Consider the following 26291-nt stretch of genomic DNA (forward strand, 5'->3'; position numbering starts at 1 on the left):
CGAGGTGTTTGAGGTGCGGTTGGTTGGCACGCTGGATCAGGCGGGCAAGAACGGTTTTGACTATCAGGTGACCCTCTATCAGGGGATCCATCAGGGCGCCAACGCCGTGACCGAGCTGCCCATCAAGGTGATCGTCAACGACTACGACAAGGCAGGCGGCAACAACGATAGCACCAGCGGCACCCTCAATATCCAGATTGGGGAAGGAGAGAAGCCGACCCTCACTCTGACAGGTGTAACCCTCAGCGAAGGGCGTTTCGATGGTGCCAACTCGGCGGTGGATGACCAGCAGGCGAGCGGCAAGATCATCATCAAAGCTGACTCGGATCCGGTGACCGATGTGCGACTGACCCTCTCCGGTCAGGTTATGGATGCCAGCGGCAAACCCATAACCCACAATGGCGAAGCATTGACCTGGCAAGCGGTTGGCACGGATGGTCACACCTTCCAGGCAGTGACCAGCTCTGGTCTGGTGGTGATGACGGTGTCCATCCCCACTGTGCCCGCCAGCATTGCCGCTCATACCACTGCAACCATCGACTATCAGGTAACGGTGCATACCAACCTGGATCACGGGGCGGATGACAAACTCAACCTGACCTTGCCAATCAAGGTAACCGACAGTGATGGCAGCGTGATCACTGGCAGTACCACTGCCGTAATCACCGATGCTGACAATCCCGTGATCACCGCTATCGAGGGGGTCACCGTCAAGGAGTCGGATCTCAACGGGGGCAATGGCCAGCATGGAGGCACCAGCCCGTCAGGCACGGGAGAGGTTGCCATCGGTCAGGTGACGATCGCTGCCGGGAGTGACCGGGTGGCTTCTCTGCAACTGGATGTGGCTCGCTTTAACGCCCTCAACACCCTCACGTCGGGGGGCAAGGTCGTCACCATTGGCGCCGATAGCCAGCCGGGTGTGTATCTTGGCAAGGACAGCGCAGGCAAGCTCATCTTCAAGCTGACGTTGGATGTCTCCGGCCGCTACACCTTCGAGCTTATCGGCAATCTTGATCACAGGGCTCAGGGCAAGGATCTGCTGGATATCCAGCTGCCGTTACAGGCGCGGGACAGTGACGGAGACCTCAGTGCCGAAGTGATTGGTCATGTGAGCGTGCAGGATGATGTGCCCGTGGGCGTGGATGCGAACAAGACCCTGAATGAAGGAGAGAAAGTGACCGGCGATCTGCTGGCCACCGCCAGTGAGGGGGCGGACGATGCGGTAGTGAAATCGGTCACCATCAATGGCACCGAGCACCCCATCGCCGCAACGGGCAATACTACCATCTCGGTAACAGATGGCACAGGACAAGTCATCGGCACTCTGGTTATCAATGCCGAGGGTAACTACAGCTTCACTGCCAGGTCTGGCATTGATCACAGCAACAGCACTCTGGTGCAGCAGATTGAGTTCCACCTGGTGGACGGTGACGGAGATACCGATGATGGGGTTCTGACCCTGACCATCCGGGACGAGGCTGGCATGCTTAGCGTGAGCGCAGTCACCGGCCTGGAGGATGCCGGAGCAACCGATCCTGGCCAGGGGATCCCCATCACCATGAATCTGGATGTGGGGGATTTCGATCGGGGCGAGCATGTGGAGCAACTGCTTATCCAGGCACCAGCCAATGCCCAGGGAACCTTCTATTTCAACGGTGTCGCGCTGACCACCATCACCCTAGGTGGCAAGACCTGGTATGAGGTGCCGCCTGCGGCCATGGTGGCGGTGGCCAACACCAACGACAAGTTCCAGCTCACCGGTGTCACCTTCGTGCCTAACCACGACTACTCGAGCTACAACAACGGAGGCAATCCGCTGCGTTTCCCGGTGCAGTTGCAGGTGGGCGTCACCGAGGGGAGCAAGCCCCCGGTGCTTACCGGCAATCTGGACATCACGGTGCAAGGTATTGCCGACAAACCCCTGTGGGATGCGGGTAGCACGCACCAGCACTACACCACCAACGAGGACAGCCGCGGCATTGCCCTCAATGTGCAGGCGAGCCTCACCGATACGGATGGCTCCGAGACCCTGACCTACCAGATCAAGTGGGAGTCGGGTCAGGGGACTCTGACCCTTGACGGCAAGGTGCTGACCCCGGGGGCAAACGGCCTCTATACAGTGGTTGGAGGCGACATCAACAAGGTGACCGTGGTTCCGGCCAAGGATTTCAGCGGTGACATCAAGCTCTCGGTGACCCCGATCAGCACGGAGCAGAACCCGATCGCGCCGGGCCAGGGTACGGCGCAGGGAGACAAGATTGAGCTGGTGATCAACGTCAATCCGCAGGCGGATGACGCCAAACTCACCGTGCGCGATATTCAGGGCAAAGAGGATACCTTGCTCGATCTGGGCAGCAAGATTGGCCTCGCCCACCTGGGTGACACCACCGATGGCTCCGAGCAGCTCTTTGTGCGCATCAGCGGCCTGCCCGCCGGTGCGATGCTGCTGCTGGGGGGCGTTGCCGTCAGCCAGAATGCTGCCGGGTATTACGAGGTGCCCTTTGAGCGCATCAATGAGCTCAGGCTGCTACCGCCCAAAAACAGCAACGTCGATTTCGACCTGACCATCAAGGGCGTGGTCAAAGACAGCGCCACCCTGACCGATGCCAATGGCCAGACCCACATCGTGGTGAACGAGAAAGAGACCGGCTCCCAGACCATTCATGTGGATCTGGTGGGGGTGGTGGATCAGCCTCACTTCGAGCTTGGCAATACCGGCTGGGAGGCCGAAGGAACAGGCTATGCCATCACAGTGGGCGAAGATGGGCGGGCGCCGCTCAACTTTACCCTCACCTCGGGCGAGTGGGTCGATACCCCGCACGACACCTCCGAGAGCCTCAACGTGGTGCTGCAAGGGCTGCCGGAAGGGGCGCGGGTCTTTGATGCCAGCGGCAAGGAGCTGACCCTCACCTTTGCCGGACTCGATGCCAGCGGCAAACCGACCTATCAGGTCAATGTCTCCGATTTTGGCAATCTGCTTATCCAGCCGCCCCACAACAGCACGGCGGATCTGCATCTTGTCGCCAGGGTGGTGGTCACCGAAAACGACGGCGACAGCAAGAGCTTCGAGGTACCGCTGCATATCAAGGTGGAGCCGGAGATCGATGCGACCAACTACAGCAAGACCAGCCACGGTCTGGAAGATCAGTTCACCGTGCTGGACTGGCATCCGACCCTCACTGACGGTGCCGAGAAGGTCACTGCGCTGAGTCTCTCCGGGGTGGAGGATGGCTACCAGATCTGGCTGCGAGTCGGCGGCGTGGAGAGCCAGCTGACCGTGGTGGCTGGCAAGGTCACCCTGACGGCGGCTCAGCTAGACAGCCTCCTGAACGGGGGACAACTGTTGGTGAAGGGGCCGGAGGATAGCGATCGGGATACCAATATCCAGAGCCATGTCACAGTGACCCAGCACGATGTGGATTCGGGCACGGTGGCCGAGAAGGTGATCGATGGCAACCTGCACGTCGATATTCAGGCGGTGGTGGAGCCCGATGGCGTGCTGACCCAGACTGGTGGCGCACTCGTGGGGCAGGGCGGTGCCGATATCGATCTGGCAGGGCGTTTCCTCTTTACCGACCTCGATCCCTCCAGCGTGGAGGAGATCGACTATCTGGTGATTAACCTGCCGGTGCTGAACGGTGGTGCAGGGGATCAGTTTGTGGTGATTGGCGGCATCAACAACGGTAACGGCAGCTGGATCGTACCGGCGGGCAACCTCGGCAGCTTCAAGCTGCATGCGCCCGACGGGTTTGTCGGCAAGGTTCAACCGATCCGTATCGATGCCATGGTGATCGACCGGGGTGACGATGGCGATGCCAGTGCCCATGTCAAGGTGAGCCTGAACACGGATGCGACCTTCGAGGCGACGCCGACGACCAACAAGGAAGCTGCGGCGACCGTCGATATCAACGACAACGCGGTGCTGGTGGGCAAGGAGGATATCCGGGTTGATTTTGGTCAGCAGCTCAAAGGCGTGATCCATATCGGCGACGCCGATCAGGCCAGCGACGAGGTGACCATAGTCCTCAAGGGGCTGCCGGCGGGTGTCACCATCAGCGGCGCCGAATACAACATTTCGACCGGTGAGTATGTCATCAAGGTACCGCCGTCACTGGCTGGTCTGGAAGGGCTGACCCTCGGCTTGCCGCAAGACTTTGCCGGCTCGCTCAATATCGAGGTGAAGGTGGTCAACACGGATACCGCCAGTGGCGATATCAAGGTCGACAGCAGCACGGTACGGGTCGATGTGGCCCCCGTGGTCGATGTGAATGGTGGCCGTGGCGAGCATCCGGAACTGACGCTGACCGTACTGGATACCAACCATGACGGACAGCCGGACAATCTGGAAGATAGCGAGATCCACCTCGATATCTCGGTGAAACTGGCCGATATCAGCCCCTCCATCGCCAATGGTGGCCTTGAAACCGTGGAGCGGGTCACCATTACGGTGGATGCGAAATATGGTTACTTCCTCGATGGCAGCGGCAAGCCGGTCAACACCCTGGTGGTCAGCGATGTGGCTGCCCTCAAGGACTTGGTGTTTGTGCCCAAAGAGCACTTCAGCGGTCAGGTACCGCTCGACATCAAGGTCGATATCGTCGATACCGCGCTGGTCGGCGGCCAGCTGGTGACCGACAGCGGCAGCTGGAGCGGGCAGGTCGGCTTTGAGGTGAGACCGGTCAACGATCCGGCAGCGCTGACGCTGCACGATGTATCGGGCAACGAAGATGGTGCCATCAGCCTGGCTGGCTTTGGTGCAGCTCTCATCGATAACGACGGTTCCGAGAAGATAGTGGCGTTGCAGATCAAGGGGGTACCGGATGGTTTTACCCTCTCGGCCCCTGCCGTGAATAACGGTGGTGGTGTCTGGCAAGTACCCGTAGGCACCGATTTTGCCAAGCTGACCCTGATCCCGCCGGCCGATTTCAGCGGCAGCGTGGATCTGTCACTCAGTGCCTTTACCCTCGACAAGGGGCTCACTATTCCCCTTGAAACCAGCGGCAGCTTCACCGTGACCGTCAATCCGGTGGGAGATGCCCTCATTGCCGATATTCAAGGGCAGGCGAGTGGTACCGAAGGGGATGTGATCAAGTTGGATCTGGGGCTTGAGACCAGGGATAACCAACCAACCGGCGGCAATGCGGGTAATGTGCATGAGAACAAGCCGGAGCAGGTGCGGGTCACCATCGAAGGGGTGCCTGATGGTGCCGAGATCCGCTTGCCAAATGGCGTGGCGGGGACGGTTGTTGATCTGGGGGGCGGTCGCTGGCAGGTCACCACCGAGGGTGGCAAGCTGGGTTCTGTCGAGCTGGTAACCAATGATGCCAACGGTGCGCTGGATCTCAAGATCATTGCTCAGAGCCTCGACAACGGTGCCCTTGGCCCTGAAGTCAATGGCACTATTCATGTGGATGTGAGCCCGGTCAACGATGCGCCAATCAACGTATTGCCAACGGCCCCACAAGTCGCGCAGGAAGATCAGCCCTTCGTTATCCACGGCTTGCAGGTGAAAGATGTGGACGCGGGCAGCAGCCCCATCAAGATCACCCTGTCGGTGGAACATGGCACCCTGACGCTGCCAACTGGCAGCGGCGTGACGGTGGTCGGCAACGGCACCGGCTCTCTGGTGTTGACCGGCACGCTGGCCGATCTCAATGCCTTGCTCTCGGGCGGGGTGACCTATCAGGGGAACAGTGATTTCTACGGCAATGACGCCCTGACCATGGTCACCAACGATCAGGGGAACACCGGTAGTGGCGGGGCTCTCAGCGATACCGATGTGCTGCCCATCGAGGTGCAACCGGTCAACGATGCGCCGATCAATCAGCTGCCCACAGCGCCACTGGTTGCCAAAGAGGATATGCCTTACCGCATTGATGGCCTGCAGGTCAAAGATGTGGATGCGGGCAACAGCCCCATCGAGGTGCGCCTCTCGGTTGGCCACGGCACCTTGACCCTGGCGGCCGGCAGCGGCGTAACCGTGACCGGCAGTGGCACGGGCTCGCTGGTGCTGAGCGGCTCGCTTGCCGCCATCAATGCGCTGCTGGCGGGCGGGGTGACCTATCAGGGGGCACAGGACTTCAATGGCCAGGATCAGCTCACCATGGTGACCAATGATCTTGGCAATACCGGTAGCGGCGGGGCCCTCAGCGACACCGATGTGGTACCGATCGAGGTGCTGCCGGTCAATGATGCGCCGGTCAATCAGCTGCCGGGCAGCATGACGGTCAAAGAGGATGGCTCTCTGTCGCTATCCGGCATCAGCGTGAAGGATGTGGATGCCGGCAGCGCACCTGTCTCTATGGTGCTTCGGGTCGAGCATGGTGTACTGACCCTGCTGGGCGTAACCGGTGCTGTTGTGGTTCAAGGTGCGGATACCAGCGAGATCACTCTGGTGGGGTCGCTGGCCGATCTCAACCAGTTGCTGGCAAGCAGCCTGCACTATGAACCGGCCAAAGATTTTTGGGGAGAGGATACCCTGACTGTCACTACCTCGGATCAGGGCAACAGCGGTGCAGGTGGCCCGCTGAGCGACACCGATCAGGTGACCATCAATGTCACGCCCGAGCCTGACATGCCGAGCCTGACACTGACCCAGCACGAGATCCATGCCCTGCAGGGGGCGCTGGTGCCCCTGAGTCTGCAGGCCAGCGTGGTCAATCCGGCAACCGGCGAGCTATCTATTCGCATCAGCGGATTGGGGAACGCTCAGGTACAGGATGAACATGGCCTGACCGTGGGGCATCAGGAGAGCAACGGTGACTGGCTGATCCCGGCGGATCACTCGGTACCGCTCTACTTCAACGGCCTGAGCGATGGGGATCATGTACTGGGGATCTCCGCCGAGTCGAGTGTCGGCGGTTCCACCATCAGCACGCCACTCGATACCCTGACCATCCACAGCCAGAGCGGTCATGAGCTGTTGGGTTCAGATCATAATGACATCCTCTTTGGCTCTTCAGGCGATGATCGTCTGGTTGGCGGTCAGGGCAACGATATCCTCACCGGCGGTGCTGGCAGCGATCTCTTTGTCTGGCAGAAGGGGGATGAGGGGAGTCAGGGGCAACCCGCTATCGATACCATCACCGACTTCCATCCGGAACTGGGGGACCGTATCGATCTGGCTGACCTGCTGCGGGGTGGCCCGGGAGCCAGCGTCGAAAGTCTGCTAAGCAACCTCTCGGCGTCGGTGACGAGCGGCAGCAATGGTCTGAGCGATGTGAATCTCTCGGTGACCTCGGCCAGTGGTGGTCAGGTGACCCAGCAGATCACCCTGAAGGATGTGGATCTGAACAGCTGGAATCTCACCAGCACTTCGTCCCACGACATCCTGCAGAGCATGCTGGATAACCACAGTCTGATCATCCAGCATCCCTGATAGCGGGCGTGAAACGTAAAAGTAAAAGGAAGAGCCGGCAATTGCCGGCTCTTTGTTTATCTCTGCGTGGATTGTCTTTTGTTATCAGCCGATCAGGCCAGTGCCTGGGCCAGCAGGTGGATGGGATGTTCGCAGCGAAACGCCGTGCTCATCTCGATCTGCCATTTGCAGGTTTCGCAATCGGTGATCACCAGATCAGGGGAGAGGCGGTTGATCTGATCGAACAACCCCTCGCCGATGGTCTGGCTGGTCTGGTAGTTCTCCGACTTGAAGCCGTAGGTGCCGGCGATCCCGCAGCACTGGGACTCCAGAACCGTCACCTTGACCCCGGGAATGGCGCGCAGCAGTTCGAGGGTGTAGATGACGCCCCCCATCTTCTCCATGTGGCAGGGGGTGTGGTAGGCGATGTGCAGATTGAGCGGTTTCATCGCCGGCTTGTTGCCCTTGTAGAACTCGTTCCACAGGAAGCGGGTCACCAGTGAGATGCGATCCCGCACCTTGTGGTTGTCCTGCTCCAGCAGGTGGGGATATTCATCGCGCAGGGTAAAGCCGCAGGTGGAGGAGGTAGCCAGCAGCGGCATCTCGTTGCCGAGCAGGGAGTTCTCCATCTGCTTGATATTGAAGGCCGCCTGCTGCTTGGCCTTGTCCATGAAGCCGTTGGCAATCAGCGGCACGCCGCAGCACTTCTCCCGCTCCAGCAACTGCACGCCGATGTTCATGGCGTTGAGCACCTGCACCAGCTCCTTGCCGAGTTGCGGGTGGTTGTAGTTGACGTAGCAGCCGTGGAAGTAGGCGATTTGGCGCTCATAACGGGCCTGAGCTTCTTTTTGCTTCTTGTACCAGCCGCGGAAGGTGCCCTGGGAGTATTTGGGCAGGTCGCGATGGGATGAGACTCCCAGCGCCTTGTCCAGCACCAGCTTCATCGGCTTGAGGCCGGTGGTGAAGTTGACCACCGGCGCCATCAGGGTAGACATGCTGCCCATCAGATCGGTGTGGGAGAGCACGAACTCGCGGATCCCCGGTTTGAAGCCGCTGTACTTGTCTTTAGCCTTGGCGATGATGTCGCCGATGCGCACTCCGCTCGGGCAGGCTACTTCACAGCGCTTGCAGTTGGTGCAGTGCTTGAGGGCGCTGTCAAAGAGCTCCGGGCTCTTGATCCGCAGCCGCTCGCCATCCGGGCCGGCCTGTTTCGGGCCGGGGTAGGCGGGATTGGCCTTGGCCACCGGACAGTAGGCGGTACAGACGGTGCATTTGATGCACTGATCGAAAGTTTGATTGGCATGATCCAGTAGCATGTCAGTTCTCCTCCCGTAGGGTGTGAAGGCACGGGATATGGGACAAATAAATCATTGGGCGGCACCCAGAATATGGCCGGCGGCCTGCCAGCCGGTAGCAACCGCGACACCAGAACCAGACCCCTCTTTGATGGGGTCATAGTGCGCCAACACGCTGCCGGCGCCGTAGAGGTTGGTGAGCGGCTTGCCGCCGCGCAGCACTCTGAGCTTGTCGTCGGTCTTGACTCCGAAACCCATAAAGGGGTGGTGGTCGAACAGGCGACGACCCGCCCAGGCGTCGCGTTCCTCCAGACTCAGCACATCGGCATCGAAGATGGGTTCGCGAATGCCGCGCAGGCGGGACTCCAGCCCGCGGCTGAAGAAGCTGCCGGAGGCGAGCACGAAGTTGTCGGCTTCAAACAGCTGGTCATCGCCATTCTGGGTGTGTACGCCGACCACCCGATCCCCCTCGTAACGGGCGCCCAGCACCCGCTCGCTGGTGAGGAAGGTGCCGCCAAGGGCCATGAAGCGGCGCTTGAGCGCCTCCTGCATCCGCATCCCGATCAGTGATGGCGGCATGGTCGCCACCTCCTTGATGGTGCAGCCGGTGCGCTGCTCCAGCTCCGCCAGACGCGGGCCAACCAGCCCCAGCGACAGGCAGGCGGGTAGCACGATATGGCGGCAGTCGGGCACGCCGCTCTCCTGCACCATTCGACTGATCTCGCTGGCCAGATCGGCCACCAGATGGTGCTTGTCACACAGACGCGCAATATCGGCAGAGCGAAACTCATGGGGATTGCGGCTGAATTCCGCCAGCTGGGGCAGGCGGATTTCTCCAGTCAGAATGCGGCAGTGGGCAAAACGCGGATGGGTCGCCAGATTGGCCGCCGCCAGTGCCGGATGAAAGTCGCGAAAGCCCTCGAGGGTGGCCAGCAGTAGCACGTCCGGGATCGGTGCATCGGTGACGCAGGCGCAAGTATCGGGGGAGAGCCAGGTACGTTTGAGAGTGCCGATAGGGGTCAGGCGCTCATGGTTGGTCTCGTGGTGCACCAGCGGCAGCCCCTGCTCGGCGCAGTGGCGCTGCAGATCGGCCAGACTCGCTTCGATATTTTGCATTCCTACTTTGCTGTAGGGGTGATCCGGATGGGCCGCCATAAAGGCGGGCAGGGCGGCGCGGGGATCCCCCTCGCTCTCCAGCAGGTCGACCGAGCCGGAGGAGAAGTGCAGGGCACTCTGGCCGGAGGCCATCAGAAGGGTCTTCTGGCCCGCTTCCACCAGACGCAGGGCGGCCGAGAGGCCCGCCATGCCGCCGCCGATAACGATATTGTCAAACTTCATGACGGCTCTCCTTCTCAGTGGCGTGAGTGGCATTGTGCTGCCCGGGGGCGCGTGGCGCATCAGCGACCAGCTGCGGTGTGGTCCACTCGCCCAAGCCAAACAGCCCCTCGTAGATCCAGTAGGTAAACTCGGCCTCGCGCAGGGCATCGCCCCACAGCACCGGGCGGGTGCCCTTGTAGCGCTCCTCAAGGAACTGGCGCAGCATGACGCAGGCCTGACGGCCGTCCGCCTTGCCGTACTCCTGCATCAGGCCGGCGGCGCGATAGGCGCACAGCTCCCCCTGACAGGGGCCCATGCCAAGGCGGGTTCGACGGCGCAGGTCGATGAGGTTGTCCACATCCAGCTCGCGCAGGGCGTATTCGATTTCGCCCGCGGTGACCATTTCGCACTCGCAGATGAGGGCGTTGGCTTTCGGATTGTCACGGAAGAAGGCGATGACCCGCTCGCCGTGGCGGTACTGGGCCGACCCTTCGGCAGGCACCGAGAGCCCCGGGGTGGAGACCTTCTCCGGATCCCGCGAGCCGGGCAGATTGAGCTCGGCAGTGCGGCATGGCTTGCTGTTGCCAAGCTTCTTGGCCAGCAGATCGGTGGCCCACTCGGCCATCAGGCGGTAGGTCATCAGCTTACCGCCGGTGATGGTGTTGAAACCCTTGAGACCATCGCGCTCGGCGTGATCCAGCAGCACGATGCCACGGCTGATATTGCGGCCAGTGTCGTCACCGTCCACCGCTACCAGCGGGCGAACGCCTGCGTAGGCGCGCAGCAGACGGGTGCGGGCCATGATGGGGGCAAGCTTGATCCCTTCGCGCAGCAGCACCTCCACCTCTTCGGGTTCGACGGTGAGCTGGTCAATCTTGTTGTAATCGATGCGGCTGGAGGTGGTGCCGATAAGAGAGATGGTATCGCCCGGCACCAGAATGTCCGCATCCGCCGGTTTGCGCGCGCGGTTGAGCACCAGCTGGTTGATGCGGTAATCCATGATGAGCAGGGATCCCTTGGCCGGGAACATGCGGATGCCGAGATCGGCGTATTCGCAAATTTGCTGGCCCCAGATGCCGGCGGCGTTGATCACCTCCTGACACTCCACCTCGAATGCTTCGCCGGTGCGGGTGTTGATCGCCTTGACCCCGTGTACCCGATCCTGAGTGCGCAAGAGTCCCAGCACCTTGCAGTGGGTGAAGATGCGCGCGCCGTGCTCTTTAGCATCCAGCACGTTGGCGGCGGCGAGGCGGAACGGGTCGACCGTGCCATCCGGCACATGGATGGCGCCGATCATCGCCGGGTTGGCGTTGGGCTCCATACGCAAGGCTTCGCGGGGATCGAGCTGACGGGTTTCGATCCCGGCGCGGGCACAGGCATCCATGAAGGTGGTTTGGAAATTGATGTCATCTTCCGGCAGGGTGAGGAAGAGGCCGCCAGTGTCCTCGACACAGTGGCTGGCAATCCGCTTGAGGATACGGTTTTCTTGAATGCACTCGCGGGCGGACTCCTGATCCGTCACCGCGTAGCGTGCTCCCGAGTGGAGCAGGCCATGGTTACGCCCCGTAGTGCCGGCGGCGATATCGTCCCGCTCGAGCAGAATGCAGTCAATGCCGCGCAGTGCGCAATCGCGCATGATGCCTGCCCCGGTGGCCCCGCCGCCTATGATGACGACTTGTGTAGTTATTCTTTGCATTGGTGCCGGTCTCGCTACTCACATTGATGAGAAGTTTGACGTTAACCGTGAGTAAAATGTTTGATTCAGACCAAATAAATGAGCGTGATCGAACATTTTCGACCGTTAATGCTCAGAAGTGTGATCGGGATCGGCATGATAATAGCCCCTTTCAGGGGGCGGAGTGGCCCATGGCGATGTTCGCAACGGCGCCAGTTTGAGTGCGAACGACCATCTGATGGCCATTGAATTCGAGGTGCTTCAAAAAGGTTTCGCTTTGCTGCAAGCCGGCTGCGTCGAACTGCATGCCGTAGACGGGGTAGTTGTTGATCTGGCGCTGGTTGCGCACTGTGCCGGTCAGCTGGTAGGGCATCCCGTTGGCGCTAGAGGCATCGAGACGCAGCTCAAGCGAGTGGTTGAGGGGAATGGTCGGTGCCTGATGGTGGGTGCTGAAGGCGCAACCTGCCAGCGAAAAGTCCACCAGATGGATGTTGAGCGGGTGCTGGGCAAAAAGAGCGACTCCTGTGCAACTGATTGGGTAGCGGATCTCCTTGCGGATCTTGAACAGGGTCATGCTCTCTGGCTGGCGCATGGTGAAGAGCTGGGGCTGCTTGTTGAACTGCTCGATAAAACCCTCGAAGCAGAGCATGGCTCCCACCCCCCGCTCGCAGATGATGGCCGCCGTGAGGCGGTAACCCGGTTGGCAGTAGAGGGCTGCATCCGCCGGGGTGGTGGCGGGCAGGCTGAAATAGATGATGCGCGCCTTGTCGGCGCCGATCAGCACGGCAGGCAGGGAGCGCAGCTGACCGGTCGGAGTGATCACCTCGATCCCCACCTTGCTGGCAGGATAGAGATAATCCATGACATCGGGCCCCTGGATGGAGATGCCCTTCTCCTTATTGGCCTTGATGCGATCCTTGATCGATTTGAAGGGTGACTGCTGAGTCTGTTGTGTCATGGATCATGGTCCCGATGCTCCCGCGTTACAGATTCATTTAAGTAGTCAGCCTCAATTGCCGCAACACTTCTTGAACTTCTTGCCGCTGCCACAGGGGCAGGGATCATTGCGCCCGATCCGGAGCGGGACGGGATCTATCTCCCCGTCGGTATAGACCCAGCGCCCCTCATGACGCACGAAGCGGGAACGTTCATGCAGGCAGTGACGAGTCTCGCCTTCCACGAACCAGGCTTTGAACTCCACCATGCCGAGTATGTCGTCGGGGCCGCCCTGGCTGGCGATGATCTCGAGGCTATCCCATTGGGTATCGGTTTGGGAGAGCAGTTCTGCGGTCAGATCACCCAGATAGTCGGGGTGCCAGCTATGCACCAGATAATCTCCCAGACCCAGCACGAAGGCGCTGTAGCGCGAGCGCATCAGCTGTTCTGGGGTGAGAGCGGGAGCACCGCCGTGGAGTGATCCGCAGCACAGATCGAGAGAAAGGTTGGAACCGCAAGGGCAAAGAGTCATGTTTTTCGCTAATTGGCCGATTTATTTTAAGGGAATTGTAACGAAAGCAAGCCGCGAACTGCCAGCACCTATACTGATGATTGGGCAAGGAATTCCAATAAAAACAGCTGCAAGGATGTGAAAAATGACGTTAAAGCAGAAAATCCTGTTACTCGGAGCGCTCCCTGTGCTGTTGATGGCACTGGCGGTCAATCTCAGCAACTACATGCTCTCCAGAAGCGATCTGGAGTCTGATCTGGTGGTGGCGCGGGAGAAGGCGATCAAGGATCGCAAGGCGCTGCTCAGCAGTTACATCATGATGGCTCAGACTGCCATCAACACCGTCTACTCCTTGCCTGATTCACCGGAGAATCGGCAAAAGGTCAAAGAGTTGCTCAGACCGCTGCGCTACAGCAGCGACGGTTACTTCTTTGTCTATGACTTTGAGGGCAATACCATATTGCTGCCGGTTCGCACCGAACTGGAGGGGAAAAATCGCTGGAATGACAAGGATGCCAAGGGCAAGTTCCTTATTCAGGAGATCCTCAAGTCGGCCCGTCAGGGGGATGGCTTTACCGAATACTGGACCGCCAAGCCCTCAATTGGCCGTGATGCGCCCAAGCTGGCCTTTACCCTGGTGCTGGACAAATACCAGTGGATCATAGGGACCGGCTTTTATATCGATGACATCGACAACGAACTGGCCACCCTGCGTGCCGAGCGGGAGAGCAAGATGAACAGCTCGCTGCAGGTCGGGGTGCTGGTGATCCTGGTAATTTTGGGCGTCACTCTGGTGGCAACCGTGATCGTCGGCAATCGGGTCAGCAAGCCGCTGGCAGATGCGGTGCTGGCATTGAACGATATCGCCAACGGCGAGGGTGATCTGACCCAGCGCCTCAAGGTGCAGAGCAAGGATGAGATTGGTCAGCTGGCCAGCGCCTTCAACCGCTTCGTCGAGCGGATCCAGTCGGTGGTGAGTCAGGTCGGGGAGACCAGCAACCATCTCTTCAGCGCCGTCGACAAGCTGCATCACCTGAGCGAACACTATGACCATCAAATGCACGGCCATAGCCGGGAGACCGATCAGGTGGTCACCGCAGTGACCGAGATGAGCTCGACCGCGCAGGAGGTGGCGGCCAGCGCCTCCAATGCCGCCAGTGCTACCAGCGATGCGGCCCGCGAATCCGACGCGGCACGCGGCGTGGTCAGCACCGCCATCAACAGCATCAACCGGCTGGTGGGCGAGGTACATACCGCCTCCGGCGTTATCGAGCAGCTGGCGCAGGAGACCGGCAAGATCGGCTCTGTGGTGGAGGTCATTCGCGGCATCGCCGAGCAGACCAACCTGCTGGCGCTGAACGCGGCCATCGAAGCGGCCCGTGCCGGCGAGCAGGGCCGCGGTTTTGCGGTGGTGGCAGACGAGGTGCGATCCCTTGCCGGCCGCACCCAGCAGAGCACCAAGGAGATCAACGAGATGCTCCAGCGTCTGCAGGGCGGGGTGAAACAGGCGGTGGATGTAATGCAGGCGAGCGAGGAGCGCAGTCAGGAGACGGTGCAGGAGGCGAGCCATATCGCCAGCTCCCTCGACAGCATGGTGATGGCGGTCAGCACCATCAACGACATGAACATCCAGATCGCCACGGCCGCCGAGGAGCAGCACGCGGTCTCCGAGGAGATCAACAAGAACCTGGTGGCCATCCAGCAGATTGTCAGCGAGCTGACCAGCGCGGCGGTCGAGTCCAACAGCACCACCCGCGATCTGGCCAATACCGGCGACAAATTGCGCAAGCTGGTCTCCCAGTTCCGCTATTGATCCTGCCTTGTCAGGTGACGAGTGCCACAAGATGCGGTCTGAACCCCGGTTCAGGCCGCACTTTATTTGGGGATTGACCAATAATGTGTGAAAATTGCCGCCCTCTGTGTCTGCGTTTGCCCCATAGCCTATGAATGAGATCGTGAAAGGTAGTATCGACTTGATCCGCCAGCTCAACTACGGCCTGGTTTATGCCAGCCTGGAAGAGCACAAGGAGTTGTCGCGCACCGATCTCTCCCGCTTGACCGGTCTCTCTCCCGCCAGCATTACCAAAATCACCCGCGAGCTGCTCGACAGCGGGCTGGTGGTCACCTGTGGTGAAAGCTCGGTGGGGCGTGGCCGTCGCCAGACCTTGCTGCGCATCAACGAGCGCCGCTTCCAGTTTCTCTCCATGCGGCTGGGGCGTGGTTATGTAGACATGGCGCTGTTCGACTTCACCGGTCGTTCGCTGGCGCGCCATCGCCATATTTTTACCGAGGCCGAGCGCGGCGAACTGCTGGATAGCCTGGTTCACGCCATTCGCAGCTTCTTGCCGAAAAAGGCCCTCAACCTTGCCTGCATCGCCCTTTGTCTGCCGGGTCAGGTAGAGCGCCACTCCGGCATGGTCAAGCACTTCCCCTTCTACGATCTGCGCAACTGGCCGCTGGGGCCGACTTTGCAGGAGGCCTTTGCTGTGCCGGTGCTGGTGAGCGGCGACGTGCGCACCTGGATCCAGGCAGAGCGCGAGTGGGGAGCCGCCAAGAATTGCGCCGATGCGGTGCTGGTGTTCGTTCACAACGACATCGGTGTCGGCATGGTGGTCAATGGCCAGCTTATCGAGAGCGAAAATGCGCTGCTCGGCGATCTCAGCCATTTGCAGCTCGAACCCTATGGCCAGCGCTGCTACTGCGGCGGCTTTGGCTGCGCCTGCACGCTAGTGACCAATCAGGCGCTGGAGGCGCAATACCGGGATCTGCGCGAGCGGATGCAGGAGCACGATCTGCCCGAGAGCGTCACCATTCGCGAGCTGTGCGAGCTGGCGCTGGCGGGCAACAGCCTCTGTCAGGATATTCTCCATCAGGCGGCGGGGCGCCTGTCGCGGGTGCTCTCCAACCTCATTTGTCTGCTCAATCCGGGCAAGCTGCTGCTGGGGGGCGAGATCACCCGTGCCGATCGACTACTGTTCCCCATGTTGCATCAGTCGCTGGCGAGCCAGCTGCCGGCCGAATATCTGGTGCGGCTGCAGATTGAATCCACCCATTTCTACGAAGATCCCACCAAGCCCACCTCGGTGCAGGTGCACAAGGCGCTGCGCGACGGCAGCCTGTTGCTGGAGCTGCTGCGCACCTGTCAGGAGTCCTGAACCCTTTTTACAGGGCAGTGGGCAAGGCGTTTGGCGAAAGGGGCAGTGAATGCTGTTCCATCGCCGCGCAACTGGGTACAATCCAGCCCCTTTGTGGCGGGCCGCTGGCGCCGCCGTTGATGATCTCCCTCTGTTTGTGACGCAAGATGAAGCCTGTTCCTGATCACGCCGTCAACCGCCTGCGGGCCTGGCGCAAGAGTATCTCTACCCGACCGTTTCTCGCCCGTGGCGGCACCTTGGCTCGTTGTCCCGCCTGCCAGCTGCGCGAGGACTGGTGTGCCTGCGAGTGGCGCCCCGAGCTCAAAGCGGAGGCGGGTTTTTGCCTGCTGATGTATGACAGCGAGCCGATGAAGCCCTCCAACACCGGCCGTCTCATCGCCGATGTGTTGCCGGATAGCACCTGGGCCTTTCTCTGGTCGCGCACCGAGCCCCATCCCGAGCTGCTGGCTCTGCTGGCCGATCCCGTTTGGCAGCCCTATGTGGTCTTTCCCGCCTGTGAAAAGGAGCCGGCCCGTTTGACCGGCGAGGTTGTGCTGACGCCCGGCAAGAAGCCGCTCTTTATCCTGCTCGACGGCACCTGGCCCGAGGCGCGCAAGATGTTCAACAAGAGCCCCTATCTCAACGGTTTTCCGGTGCTGGCCATCAAACCGGATGCGCTCTCCACCTACGGCATGCGGGTCGCCAACAGCGAGGAGCACCTCTGCACCGCCGAGGTAGCGGCCTGTGTGCTGGAAGTGGCGGGGGAGCTCAAGGCCGGGCAGGCGCTGCAGCACTGGTTCAATCTCTTTAGCCGCCGCTACATGGCCGGTCGGGTCAGCCGTTTCCCCGGTGATGACGAGGCGCCGCTGCTGGCGGCTCTGAGCGCCATCAAGGGATCGGAAGCGGAGTCACCGGCGCCACAAAGCGCTGCCTGAGCCGAGGGACAGGGGGGCGAGAGCCCAAATTAGTGAAAATCAGAAATCAATTGGCTGCCACTGTTTCGTTAGATTCATGGACTTTGGCCCGTTAGGATAACCGGCAGTCAGTGCAGCCCCTCTGCCCGGCGTGTTTATTCTCCCCCCGGTTGCCCCTGTGTCGGGCAACCCAATCCCGTGAGGTCTATGGATGGAATTGGAACTGGTTACCCTGTTTGCCCTGTTTGGCGTGGCGCTCATCGCCGGCTTTATCGATGCCATCGCCGGTGGCGGCGGCCTGTTGACGGTGCCGGCCCTGCTGGCCACCGGCATGCCCCCCGCACTGGTGCTCGGCACCAACAAGCTGCAGAGCAGTTTCGGCTCCTTCTCCGCCACCTGGTTCTATGCCCGCAGAGGATTGCTGGAGTGGGCCATGATCTGGCCCGCGGTGATCTGCACCTTTATCGGTGCCGCTGTGGGCACGCTGGCGGTACAGACCATCGACGCCGCCGTGCTGGAGCGCTTGCTCCCCTTCCTGCTGATGGCCTTTGCCTGCTACTTCTTCTTCTCGCCGCGGGTGAGTGATGCCGAGAGCTCCCGCCGCCTGACCCCCATGCTGTTTGCGCTGCTGGTGGGGGGCGGGGTTGGCTTCTATGACGGCTTCTTCGGGCCGGGGACCGGTTCATTCTTTGCCATCGGTTTCGTGGCGCTGGCAGGCTTTGGCATGGCGCGGGCCACCGCCCACACCAAGCTGCTCAACTTCACCTCCAACATCGCCTCCCTGCTGTTTTTTGCCCTCGGCGGCAAGGTGGTGTGGAGCGTCGGTTTCTGCATGGCGTTGGGACAGTTCGTGGGCGCCCGTTTTGGCTCCAAGATGGTGCTGAAGAAAGGGGTGAAGCTGATCAAGCCGCTGCTGGTGACCGTCTCCCTGCTGATGTCCGCCAAGCTGGTGTGGAGCCAGTATCCCGAGCTGTTTGCCTGGATCTGATGTGTGCTTTGCTTGCCGCATCGCAATTGTTAACGGGGCCTTCGGGCCCCGTTGTCATATCTGCGGTTTTACAGCGTTAGCGCGGTGTGTCGCTGTAATGGCTGAAGTGTTTGCGCAAGGCGTTGACCAGTTTGGCAATGCGCTCGCGCTTGAGGCTGTTTGGCCGGTAGACCAGATGGAGCGGGCGGGCGAGTGTCGGCAGCAGGCGGGCCGTTTCTCCCTGCTCCCCTACCAGCGCCAGCAGACCGGCAGGCAGCAGCACCGGGCCGATACCGGCCTTTGCCAGCTCGATCAGCGCCAGATAGGAGTCGAGCTCCATGGCGGGCTCCAGGCCGAGGGCGGCGAGGGGCTCGCGCAGATAGCGATTGGCGGGGTTCTCCAGATCCATGGTGAGGATCTTGCGCCCGCCACCCTGAGCGGCAGGGGGCAGGCTCTGCTGAGCTTCCCCCACCAGATAGAAGGGTTCCTCCAGCAGCAGCTCGGCACCGAGGCCATGGCCGGGCGGGAGGCGACCGGCGCAGATACCGAGCAGGGCATCGCCGCTGCGCACCCGCGCCAGAATGACCGGGGTGTGGTGGGTGGAGAGGGCGAGATGCGGGTCGCGGCCAAGGTAGCCGTGTATGAAGTGGGCGAGATAACCGGCCAGCAGGGTCTCGGAGCAGGCGATGGGGAGGGGGCTGTGATCCGCCAGATCCTGGCTGTCGGCCAGCACCCCCTTCATCTCGGCCAGGCTCGGCGCTACCCGCTCCAGCAGCTCCAGCGCTTGCGGGGTGAGCCGGATCTGGCGCCCCTCCGGTTCGATCAGCTTCTTGCCAAGGCGCTGCTCCAGCTGGGCAATGCGCTTGCTCACCGCCGACTGGCTGATATAGAGGCGGCTGGCCACCTTGGCCATGGTTCCTTCACTTGCCAGCAGGCTCAGCGTCTCCAGCCCTTCCAGTAACATCTCGCCCCCTTGCCATCGACAGATTGGATCTGCGTTACCTTAGGGGCTGGTCGCTTCAGGAGCAAGTGTCGTTTGCCGCCTTGAATGGGCCAATGCGCCAGCTCTTCAAGGGCGGTGCGAAGATCACCAGATTGCCGATGAGGCTCACCACCACCCCGACCACCGACACCGGCTGCCAGACAAATCCCTCATAGAAGGTCGAAAGGGTAAGTGCCACCAGCGGAAACAGTACGGTCGCGTAGGAGGCCTTGCTGGCCCCGATGCGCCCCACCAGGGTCAGGTAGGCGGTAAAGGCGATGACCGAGCCAAACAGGGCGAGGTAGACCATGGCCGCCAGATAGTGGCTGTCGGTCGGCACCACCAGCTGCTGACCGAGCAATGTGACCCAGCCCAGCAACAGCACGACGCCGTAAACCATGCCCCAGGGCACCATCTGCAACACGTGGTAGCCGTGGCGCTGACCTCGGGCCGAGACCAGATTGCCCAGCGAAAAGCAGAGGGTGCCGCCACAGGCGAACAGCAATCCCTTCCAGCCGTTTGCACCCAGTTGCGCATCTGCCAGCACCGGCCAGAACAGCAGCAGGGTGCCAAAGAGCCCCAGTAGCGACCCTTGCAGCCAGCGCAGGCCCGGCCGTTTGCCCTCGAACAGCCAGAGGTTGAGGCCGTTGAAGATGCTGGCGCTGGCGAAGATCACCGCCGACATGCCGCTCGGGATATAGCGGGTGGCGTGGTAGAAGCAGAGAAAGTTGGTGGAAAAGAGCAGGGCGCCGAGCAGCGCCGCGTAGCGCTGGCCATGCCACGGCAGGCGCGGAAAGCGGCCGCTGGCGGTGAGCAGGGCAAACAGTGCCACCGCCGCCAGCAAGAAGCGATAGAGCACCGATACTTCGATGGGGATGGGGCCAAGCTGCCAGGCGATGGCGATCCAGGTGCTGCCCCAGATAAGGACGGTGGCGAGATAGAGCAGAAGGTTCATCGGTTGTTCCATAACTTGGTTGGTTTGTATTCCAGCATGGGGCGAGCAGGGGCTTGCTGGCTTGCACCATCTTGCGGTTTTTGTGCCTGCGCCGCTGTCATCCCGGGCATCAGCCGGTAAGATGAGCGGACGGCAGGATAGGCTTGCCGGGATCGTCAGGGAGAAGCGGGGTCATATGAAAACGGCAGGGGTATTCGACGCACTGGTCAGCACCGGCGCCCGGCTGGAGGACTCCTGCTGGCTGGAGCCGGGGCTTGGCGTGGCCAGTTGGCGCAACTGCTACGATCAGACCCGCTACCACAAGCCGGGTCACCACACCCTGAGCGTCTATCTGCAGGGGGGCGAGCAGACCGAGCGGCTCGACGGGCCGGGCGGTTGTGGCGGCACTGGCAAGGTGTGCATCATGCCGGATCACCACAGATCCGAATGGCTGGTGCGCGAGGAGTTTCGCTTCTTCCACCTCTACTTCACCCCGGCCCACCTGACCCGCATCGCCGAGGAGGTGTGCGATCGCGAGGGGCGCCACCTGCAACTGCTGGACAAGACCTTTATCGACGATCCGAAGGCCGCATTGCTGGTGCAGAGTCAGCTGATGCAGCTTGAGTGGCAGCACGGCATCGACCGCCTGGCGCTCTCTCACGGTGCCTGGATGTTGATCCTTCATGCCTATCGCCACCATACCGAGGCGGCGCCGGCGCTGCCGACGGTGCGTGGCGGGCTGGCTCCGGTGGCGATCCGGCGGGTGCAGGAGTACCTCCATGCTCATCTGGCCGAACCGGTGACGCTGGCACAGCTGGCGCAGCAGGCGGGTCTGAGCGAGTATCACTTTGCCCGCATGTTCAGTCAGAGCCTCGGCTGCCCGCCCCACCGCTACCTGCTGGAGCTGCGCCTCAAGCGGGCCAAGCAGCTGCTGGCGGGGAGTGAGCCGCTGGCGACGATCGCCAGCCAGTGCGGTTTCTCCTCCCAGGCTCATTTTGGCAACCGCTTTCGCGAGGCCTTTGGTTTGACGCCGGGGCAGTGGCGTGCCCGGCTGTCATCCTCCTGTCACAGTTAACCGCGAGACTCAATGCGTTCCGGTGAGTTCGCTCACCCCGTCATTTCGCTGTGCCACAAACAGGAGCCGCCATTGAATCATCGCAAGCGCCAGATCCGTACCCGCCACCTCTGGTTCAACCACTGGAATGCCCCGCAGGGGCGCCTGACCGAGCCAACCCCGCCCGAACCTGCCATTCCTCACAGTTCCCGTTGAAAAAGGGCGCTGCCAGATAGGATTTTTCCGGCAACTTTGCCACTATTGCTCCATCAGAGTGACGTGGACATGGCTGGATGTATCTGGAACGTATTGAAGTTAAAGGATTTCGCGGCATCAATCGGTTGTCGCTCGGGCTTGACCATACCACAGTGCTGATCGGTGAAAACACCTGGGGGAAATCGAGCCTGCTGCGCGCTCTCTGGTGTCTGCTGGGGCAAAATGCCGAGCCCTATCAGTTTGGCGCCGAGGATTTCCACCGACCGGAAGATCCCGAGCTTGCCCCGGCGCGCCATCTGCAACTGGTGCTCACCTTCTGTGAGCATCGACCCCAGATGTGCCAGCACTCCCGCCGTCTGGCCCGGCTTTGCCCTGCCTGGGTACTGCACAAGGACAAGTTCAACCGCATTCACTACCGCGCCAGTGCCGAGTTGCTGGAGGATGGCACGGTCGCGACCCTGCACGACTTTCTCGACGGGGTGGGCAAGAGCCTGCCCATCGCCAATGCTCACGAGCTGGTCTGCATGCTCATCACCATGAACCCGGTCTTTCGCCTGCGCGATGCCCGCACCGCCCGCAACGGGGTGGAGACGTTGCAGTGGGGCGATCTCTCCGAGCATCGCCTGAACGAGCTGGCGGACAAGCTTATCGACGAGCCCCAGCGCATTGGCGAGCCCGAGCTCAAAGAGGCGCTGCAGGCGGTACGCCAGCTGATGGATCACTACTTCAACGCGCTGGCGCCCATCAAGAACAAGCCGCGCAGCCAGCGCGACATCATCAATCGCCCCATGACATTGCGCAATCCGGGCAACCTGCACACCCTGCTGCGTCAGGCGGACAACCGGGCCCTGCAGCTGGCCATGGCGGGGATGGCGGCAACCCTGCTGCAGGCGCGTGGCAACCGGGAGCTGGAGGAGGGGGCCCGCCCCATCATGATCCTCGAAGATCCCGAAAGCCGGCTTCATCCGACCATGCTGGCGCTGGCGTGGGGGCTGCTGGAACAGTTGCCTGGCCAGAAGCTGCTCACCACCAACTCGGGGGACTTGCTCTCCTCCCTGCCGCTCAATCAGGTGCGCCGGCTGGTGCGGCGACAGCAGGATATCCTCTGTCACCAGCTGGGTGGCGAGCGCTACAGCAGCGACGATCTGCGCAAGATTGCCTTTCATGTGCGGATCAACCGCCCCATGTCGCTGTTTGCCCGCTGCTGGCTGCTGGTGGAGGGGGAGACCGAGATCTGGCTGCTCTCGGAGCTGGCCCAGATCTGTGGCTATAGCCTGCGGGCCGAGGGGGTGCGGATCATCGAGTTTGCCCAGTGTGGCCAGTCGCCGCTGATCAAGGTAGCGCGCGACTTTGGCATCGAGTGGCACCTGCTGGCCGATGGCGACGAGGCGGGGGTCAAGTATGCCGCTTCGGCCCGCGGTCAGCTCAAAGGCGACAGGGAGAGGGATCGGCTGACCCAGCTGCCTGCGGTCGACATCGAGCACTACCTCTACAACAACGGCTTTGAGGGGGTGTTCCGGCGCGAAGCTGGTGTCGGTGGCCGCGCCATGTGGAGTGCCAGCCATATCATCAACAAGGCGATCCATCATCGCAGCAAACCGGGCATGGCGCTGGCGGTGGTCGAAGAGGCGGAGCGGCTCGGCGCTGAGCACATACCACCGGTGATCCGCCAGATGTTTGCCAGGGTGGTGGCGCTGGCCCGCGGTCAGCGTTAAGGCCGCCACTTATGATGTCAGGCGTTGGGGATGGCGCCGGGTTTGGGTATACTCGGCCCCTCTCTGGCGCCATCATGGCGCATTTCGACACCCTTTGCTGGAGGCGCCATGTTCGTCCAACTCCCTTTCTGGCTTTTTCCCCTGACCGGCCTGATGGCGCTGGGCGCGCTTGTTGCTCTTGGCATCGTGCTCTGGCGCGGTGATCTCTGCCCTGGCCAACGCTCGCGCATCAGCCAGCAACTCTTCTCCATCTGGGTCATTACCGCCCTTTCGCTGATGCTGGCGGTAGAGGCCAAGGCGGCCAGCTGGCTGATCTGGAGCGGCGGTGCGGCGCTGGTGCTGGGCGTGGGCCTTTCGCTTGCCCAATCTAGGCTGGAGGGGAAACGTTCCATCCCATCTTCCCTGCTCTGGCTGCCGGCGTTGCCGCTTTCAGTTTATGGTGTGGGCCTGCTGCAACTGCAGGGCTGGGTGAGCGGTTTGCTGCAGATGGCGATGCTGGGAGCGGCCTTTGCCCACCTGATGCTGCTGCGAGCGCGTCACCGCCTGCAGGCATTCAATACCCTGCTGCCACTGGCTGGTCTGGTTGGAGCCATGGCCAGCCTTATCTGGCTGGGCGTGCTGGTGGGCTGGCAAGGGGGGGAGGCCAATCTCGATGCCCTGATCCCGGCGGTGGTGACTCAGGCGGCGTTGCTGGTGGCTTCCCTGCTGCTCTGGTTCAGCCCGCTCTATCTGCAGCGTGACACTGCGCCGGTTGTGGTTTCAACTTCGTTGTGTGGTCTGCTCATCGCCCAGATCGCCGCCACCAGCGTGCTCCATCAGCTGGTGTGACGCAGGCAAGCAAGCCCTGAAAAAGAGAAAGCCCCCGGATATGAGCCGGGGGCTTTTTGTTTGCAAGAGAGGGCATCAGTAGAAGTCGTCGGCCCCGCAGATAAAGAGGCAACTGCTGCGCGGCTGGGCCAGATATTCGCGGGTCAGCCCCTCCAGCGGCATGCCGAAGGTGCAGATATCCTGCGGCGAGGGGAGGGCGGTATCGAGGATCCGTCGCCAGTAGCCGCCGACGCCCTTGGGGGGGCTTGGCAGGTTGAAGGTGAGAGGCTCCCAGTAGGCGTTGAACAGCACGTAGAGTGCCAGCCGGGTTTCGCTCGAGAGGGCCGACATGGCGATGGCGTGGGAGTGGGGGCTGAAGTCCGGCTGCATGGCGTTGACGCCGTGCCAGCAGATCTCGCTGTGGCGCAGGATTTCGGTGAGCGACAACGGCATGCTCTCCTGCTCGGGGCGCTGGAACAGGTGCTTGCGATACTGGATCAGCTCCTTCATGAAGCGGAACATCTCCTGACTGCGGGCGTTGGGTTGCCAATCCATCCAGCAGGTGGGGTTGTCCTGACAGTAGCCATTGTTGTTGCCATGCTGGGTGCGCAGCAGTTCGTCGCCCATCAGCAGCATGGGGGAGCCCACCGAGAGCAGGGTGGCCACCATCATGTTTTTGGCCTGACGCATGCGCAGGGCGTTGATCTGGGGATCTTCCGTCACCCCTTCGTGGCCGTGGTTCCAGCTGAAGTTGTGATCGCAGCCATCGCGGTTCTGCTCGCCGTTGGCTTCGTTGTGCTTGTGGTTGTAGCTGGCCCAGTCCCACAGGGTAAAGCCGTCATGGCAGGTGACGAAGTTGATGCTCTTCTCGGGGTCGGCATGGTGATAGTGGTAGATATCGGGGCTGCCGCAGAGTCGCTCGACAAAAGCGGTCACGCTGTTATCGTCCCCCCTAAGAAAACGGCGCACATCATCGCGGAACTGACCGTTCCATTCACGCCAGCGCGCGCCAGCGAGTGACCCCACCTGATAGAGTCCCCCCGCATCCCAGGCTTCGGCGATGAGCTTGATGTCGGCGATGTTGGGGTCGGTGTCTATGGTACGCAGGGTGGGGGCGTTGGCCTGCGGCTGGCCCGATTCATCCCGCGACAAAATGGCGGCCAGATCAAACCGGAAGCCATCGACGTGCATCTCCTGCCGCCAGAAGTGCAGGCTGTCCATGATCATCCGCAGCACTACCGGGTGGGCGCCGTTGAAGGTGTTGCCGCAGCCCGAGTAGTTGGTGTCCTGCTGGTTGTTGTCGAGGATGTAGTAGGCCTCGTTGTCGATGCCGCGAAACGAGAAGGTGGGGCCATCGTTGCCCCCTTCCGCCGTGTGGTTGTAGACAACATCGAGGATCACCTCGATGTTGGCCTTGTGCAGTGCCTTGACCATGTCGCGAAACTCGGTCAGCGGATCGTCGCCGCAGGCGTACTGGGCGTGGGGGGCAAAAAAGGACATGGGGCTGTAACCCCAGTAGTTGGAGAGCCCTTTGGGCGAATCCTGCGGATCAAACTGGAACACCGGCAGCAACTCGACGGCGGTGACGCCGAGGGATTGCAGATAGGGGATCTTCTCGATGAGACCCAGATAGGTGCCGCGCAGTTCAGGCGCAACCTCGGAGCTTGGTGAGTTGGTAAAGCCTCCCAAATGGAGTTCGTAGATCACCGAGCGCGAGAGGGAGTGGGCCGGTAGCTTGTCACCCTCCCAGTTATAGTGGCGGGTATCAACCACCCGGTTCTTGGCACAGCTGGCAATGTTGCTGCCCGGGAGTGCCGCAGCCCAGCGATCGTAGTTGGGGCCGAGCTCGATGCTGCGGCCATAGGGATCGAGCAGCACCTTTTCCCCATCGAAGCGGGTACCGCAATAGGGGCGCCATGGGCCCTGAATGCGATAGGCGTAACGCTGCCCGATGGGCAAGCCTTCAATATGGATATGCCAGTAATAGGCGGTACGGTTGAAACGGGGCGAGAGCGGGATCACCTCCGGGGTGCAGTCTTCTGCACTGGAGAAGAGCAGGAGTTCTACCCTGCTGGCCAGGCGTGCCCAGATCGCGAAGTTGACGCCGTGACTGTCGGGTGTAGCCCCCAACTGACGGCAATGTCCGGCGGAGATGCGCATATCATACCTACCCAAAATGAGGAGTGTTCAGCTTATTGAGTGTAGTGCCGGATGCCTTTCCCAGATCCGTTTGCCTGAAAAAACAGCATGATGCTGATAAAGACCGCACTCTTTGTCGTATAAATCTACGAATAAACTTTTTTTGATATATTTACTTGCAATCTGTGCGCTGGCGCCTATTATTGGCCACCTCGGACGCGGGGTGGAGCAGCTCGGTAGCTCGTCGGGCTCATAACCCGAAGGTCGTCGGTTCAAATCCGGCCCCCGCAACCAACTTTTTCGTCAGCCTGCGATGGTGTGAACAATCGAGGGCAGAC

17 protein-coding genes and 1 tRNA gene are annotated in these 26291 nt (G+C 61.4%); 10 read left to right on the plus strand and 8 right to left on the minus strand.

All coding sequences use genetic code 11. From position 1 onward, the window contains the following. On the plus strand, nucleotides 1-7378 hold a 7378-nt coding region (locus tag AACR93_RS19665), incomplete at its 5' end, for a T1SS-143 repeat domain-containing protein (RefSeq protein ID WP_043851735.1). 92 nt (nucleotides 7379-7470) lie between these two features. On the opposite strand, the gene glpC is transcribed toward AACR93_RS19665, so the two are convergent. The 5 genes from glpC to AACR93_RS19690 form a co-directional block, all read right to left on the minus strand. Beyond that, on the minus strand, nucleotides 7471-8673 hold the full coding sequence (gene glpC / locus AACR93_RS19670) for an anaerobic glycerol-3-phosphate dehydrogenase subunit GlpC (protein WP_043851736.1): 1203 nt from the start codon (nucleotides 8671-8673) through the stop codon (nucleotides 7471-7473). 51 nt (nucleotides 8674-8724) lie between these two features. After that, the gene (gene glpB / locus AACR93_RS19675; RefSeq protein WP_043851737.1) at nucleotides 8725-9990 is read right to left on the minus strand and encodes a glycerol-3-phosphate dehydrogenase subunit GlpB; all 1266 of its coding nucleotides are present in this window, start codon (nucleotides 9988-9990) and stop codon (nucleotides 8725-8727) included. Continuing rightward, nucleotides 9980-11665 (minus strand): anaerobic glycerol-3-phosphate dehydrogenase subunit A, encoded by a 1686-nt coding sequence (gene glpA / locus AACR93_RS19680; protein WP_043851738.1) that lies wholly within the window; start codon nucleotides 11663-11665, stop codon nucleotides 9980-9982. The genes glpB and glpA overlap by 11 nt, the downstream gene beginning before the upstream one ends. A 151-nt stretch (nucleotides 11666-11816) precedes the next feature. Continuing rightward, nucleotides 11817-12602 (minus strand): PilZ domain-containing protein, encoded by a 786-nt coding sequence (locus AACR93_RS19685; RefSeq protein ID WP_043851739.1) that lies wholly within the window; start codon nucleotides 12600-12602, stop codon nucleotides 11817-11819. Nucleotides 12603-12653: 51 nt separating this feature from the next. After that, nucleotides 12654-13112 (minus strand): YchJ family protein, encoded by a 459-nt coding sequence (locus tag AACR93_RS19690; RefSeq protein ID WP_082044159.1) that lies wholly within the window; start codon nucleotides 13110-13112, stop codon nucleotides 12654-12656. Between the two features lie 124 nt (nucleotides 13113-13236). Here AACR93_RS19690 and AACR93_RS19695 point away from each other — a divergent pair, with 124 nt between their 5' ends. The 4 genes from AACR93_RS19695 to AACR93_RS19710 all read left to right on the plus strand — a co-directional run bounded on the left by AACR93_RS19695 (nucleotide 13237) and on the right by AACR93_RS19710 (nucleotide 18127). After that, on the plus strand, nucleotides 13237-14904 hold the full coding sequence (locus tag AACR93_RS19695; RefSeq protein ID WP_043851741.1) for a methyl-accepting chemotaxis protein: 1668 nt from the start codon (nucleotides 13237-13239) through the stop codon (nucleotides 14902-14904). A 391-nt stretch (nucleotides 14905-15295) separates the two neighbouring features. Beyond that, entirely contained in the window at nucleotides 15296-16246 is a 951-nt protein-coding gene (locus tag AACR93_RS19700; protein WP_378006111.1) for an ROK family protein, read from the plus strand. A gap of 146 nt (nucleotides 16247-16392) precedes the next feature. Beyond that, nucleotides 16393-17160, plus strand: a complete 768-nt coding sequence (locus AACR93_RS19705) for a tRNA-uridine aminocarboxypropyltransferase (RefSeq protein WP_043851742.1) — start codon at nucleotides 16393-16395, stop codon at nucleotides 17158-17160. Nucleotides 17161-17350: 190 nt separating this feature from the next. Further along, nucleotides 17351-18127: a TSUP family transporter gene (locus tag AACR93_RS19710; protein ID WP_043851743.1), complete on the plus strand. Its 777-nt coding sequence runs from the start codon at nucleotides 17351-17353 to the stop codon at nucleotides 18125-18127. A gap of 76 nt (nucleotides 18128-18203) precedes the next feature. On the opposite strand, the gene AACR93_RS19715 is transcribed toward AACR93_RS19710, so the two are convergent. Together AACR93_RS19715 and AACR93_RS19720 are read right to left on the minus strand one after the other, a co-directional pair. After that, nucleotides 18204-19070: a LysR family transcriptional regulator gene (locus AACR93_RS19715; protein ID WP_043851744.1), complete on the minus strand. Its 867-nt coding sequence runs from the start codon at nucleotides 19068-19070 to the stop codon at nucleotides 18204-18206. A 55-nt stretch (nucleotides 19071-19125) separates the two neighbouring features. Next, the gene (locus AACR93_RS19720; protein WP_042032103.1) at nucleotides 19126-20043 is read right to left on the minus strand and encodes a DMT family transporter; all 918 of its coding nucleotides are present in this window, start codon (nucleotides 20041-20043) and stop codon (nucleotides 19126-19128) included. A gap of 175 nt (nucleotides 20044-20218) precedes the next feature. Here AACR93_RS19720 and AACR93_RS19725 point away from each other — a divergent pair, with 175 nt between their 5' ends. The 4 genes from AACR93_RS19725 to AACR93_RS19740 all read left to right on the plus strand — a co-directional run bounded on the left by AACR93_RS19725 (nucleotide 20219) and on the right by AACR93_RS19740 (nucleotide 23835). Then, on the plus strand, nucleotides 20219-21097 hold the full coding sequence (locus tag AACR93_RS19725) for a helix-turn-helix domain-containing protein (RefSeq protein WP_033116108.1): 879 nt from the start codon (nucleotides 20219-20221) through the stop codon (nucleotides 21095-21097). A 72-nt stretch (nucleotides 21098-21169) separates the two neighbouring features. Continuing rightward, nucleotides 21170-21292, plus strand: a complete 123-nt coding sequence (locus AACR93_RS19730) for a hypothetical protein (RefSeq protein ID WP_255933577.1) — start codon at nucleotides 21170-21172, stop codon at nucleotides 21290-21292. A 77-nt stretch (nucleotides 21293-21369) separates the two neighbouring features. Then, nucleotides 21370-23007: an ATP-dependent endonuclease gene (locus AACR93_RS19735; RefSeq protein ID WP_041210275.1), complete on the plus strand. Its 1638-nt coding sequence runs from the start codon at nucleotides 21370-21372 to the stop codon at nucleotides 23005-23007. A 108-nt stretch (nucleotides 23008-23115) separates the two neighbouring features. After that, nucleotides 23116-23835 (plus strand): hypothetical protein, encoded by a 720-nt coding sequence (locus tag AACR93_RS19740; RefSeq protein ID WP_043851745.1) that lies wholly within the window; start codon nucleotides 23116-23118, stop codon nucleotides 23833-23835. A gap of 75 nt (nucleotides 23836-23910) precedes the next feature. On the opposite strand, the gene glgX is transcribed toward AACR93_RS19740, so the two are convergent. Next, nucleotides 23911-25974: a glycogen debranching protein GlgX gene (gene glgX, locus AACR93_RS19745; protein ID WP_043851746.1), complete on the minus strand. Its 2064-nt coding sequence runs from the start codon at nucleotides 25972-25974 to the stop codon at nucleotides 23911-23913. A 196-nt stretch (nucleotides 25975-26170) separates the two neighbouring features. On the opposite strand from glgX, the gene AACR93_RS19750 reads away from it, so the two are divergent. Continuing rightward, nucleotides 26171-26247: transfer RNA gene (locus AACR93_RS19750), tRNA-Met, on the plus strand. Nucleotides 26248-26291 lie beyond the last annotated feature (44 nt).

The organism is Aeromonas sp. L_1B5_3 (assembly GCF_963866575.1).
Lineage (GTDB): Bacteria > Pseudomonadota > Gammaproteobacteria > Enterobacterales > Aeromonadaceae > Aeromonas > Aeromonas jandaei.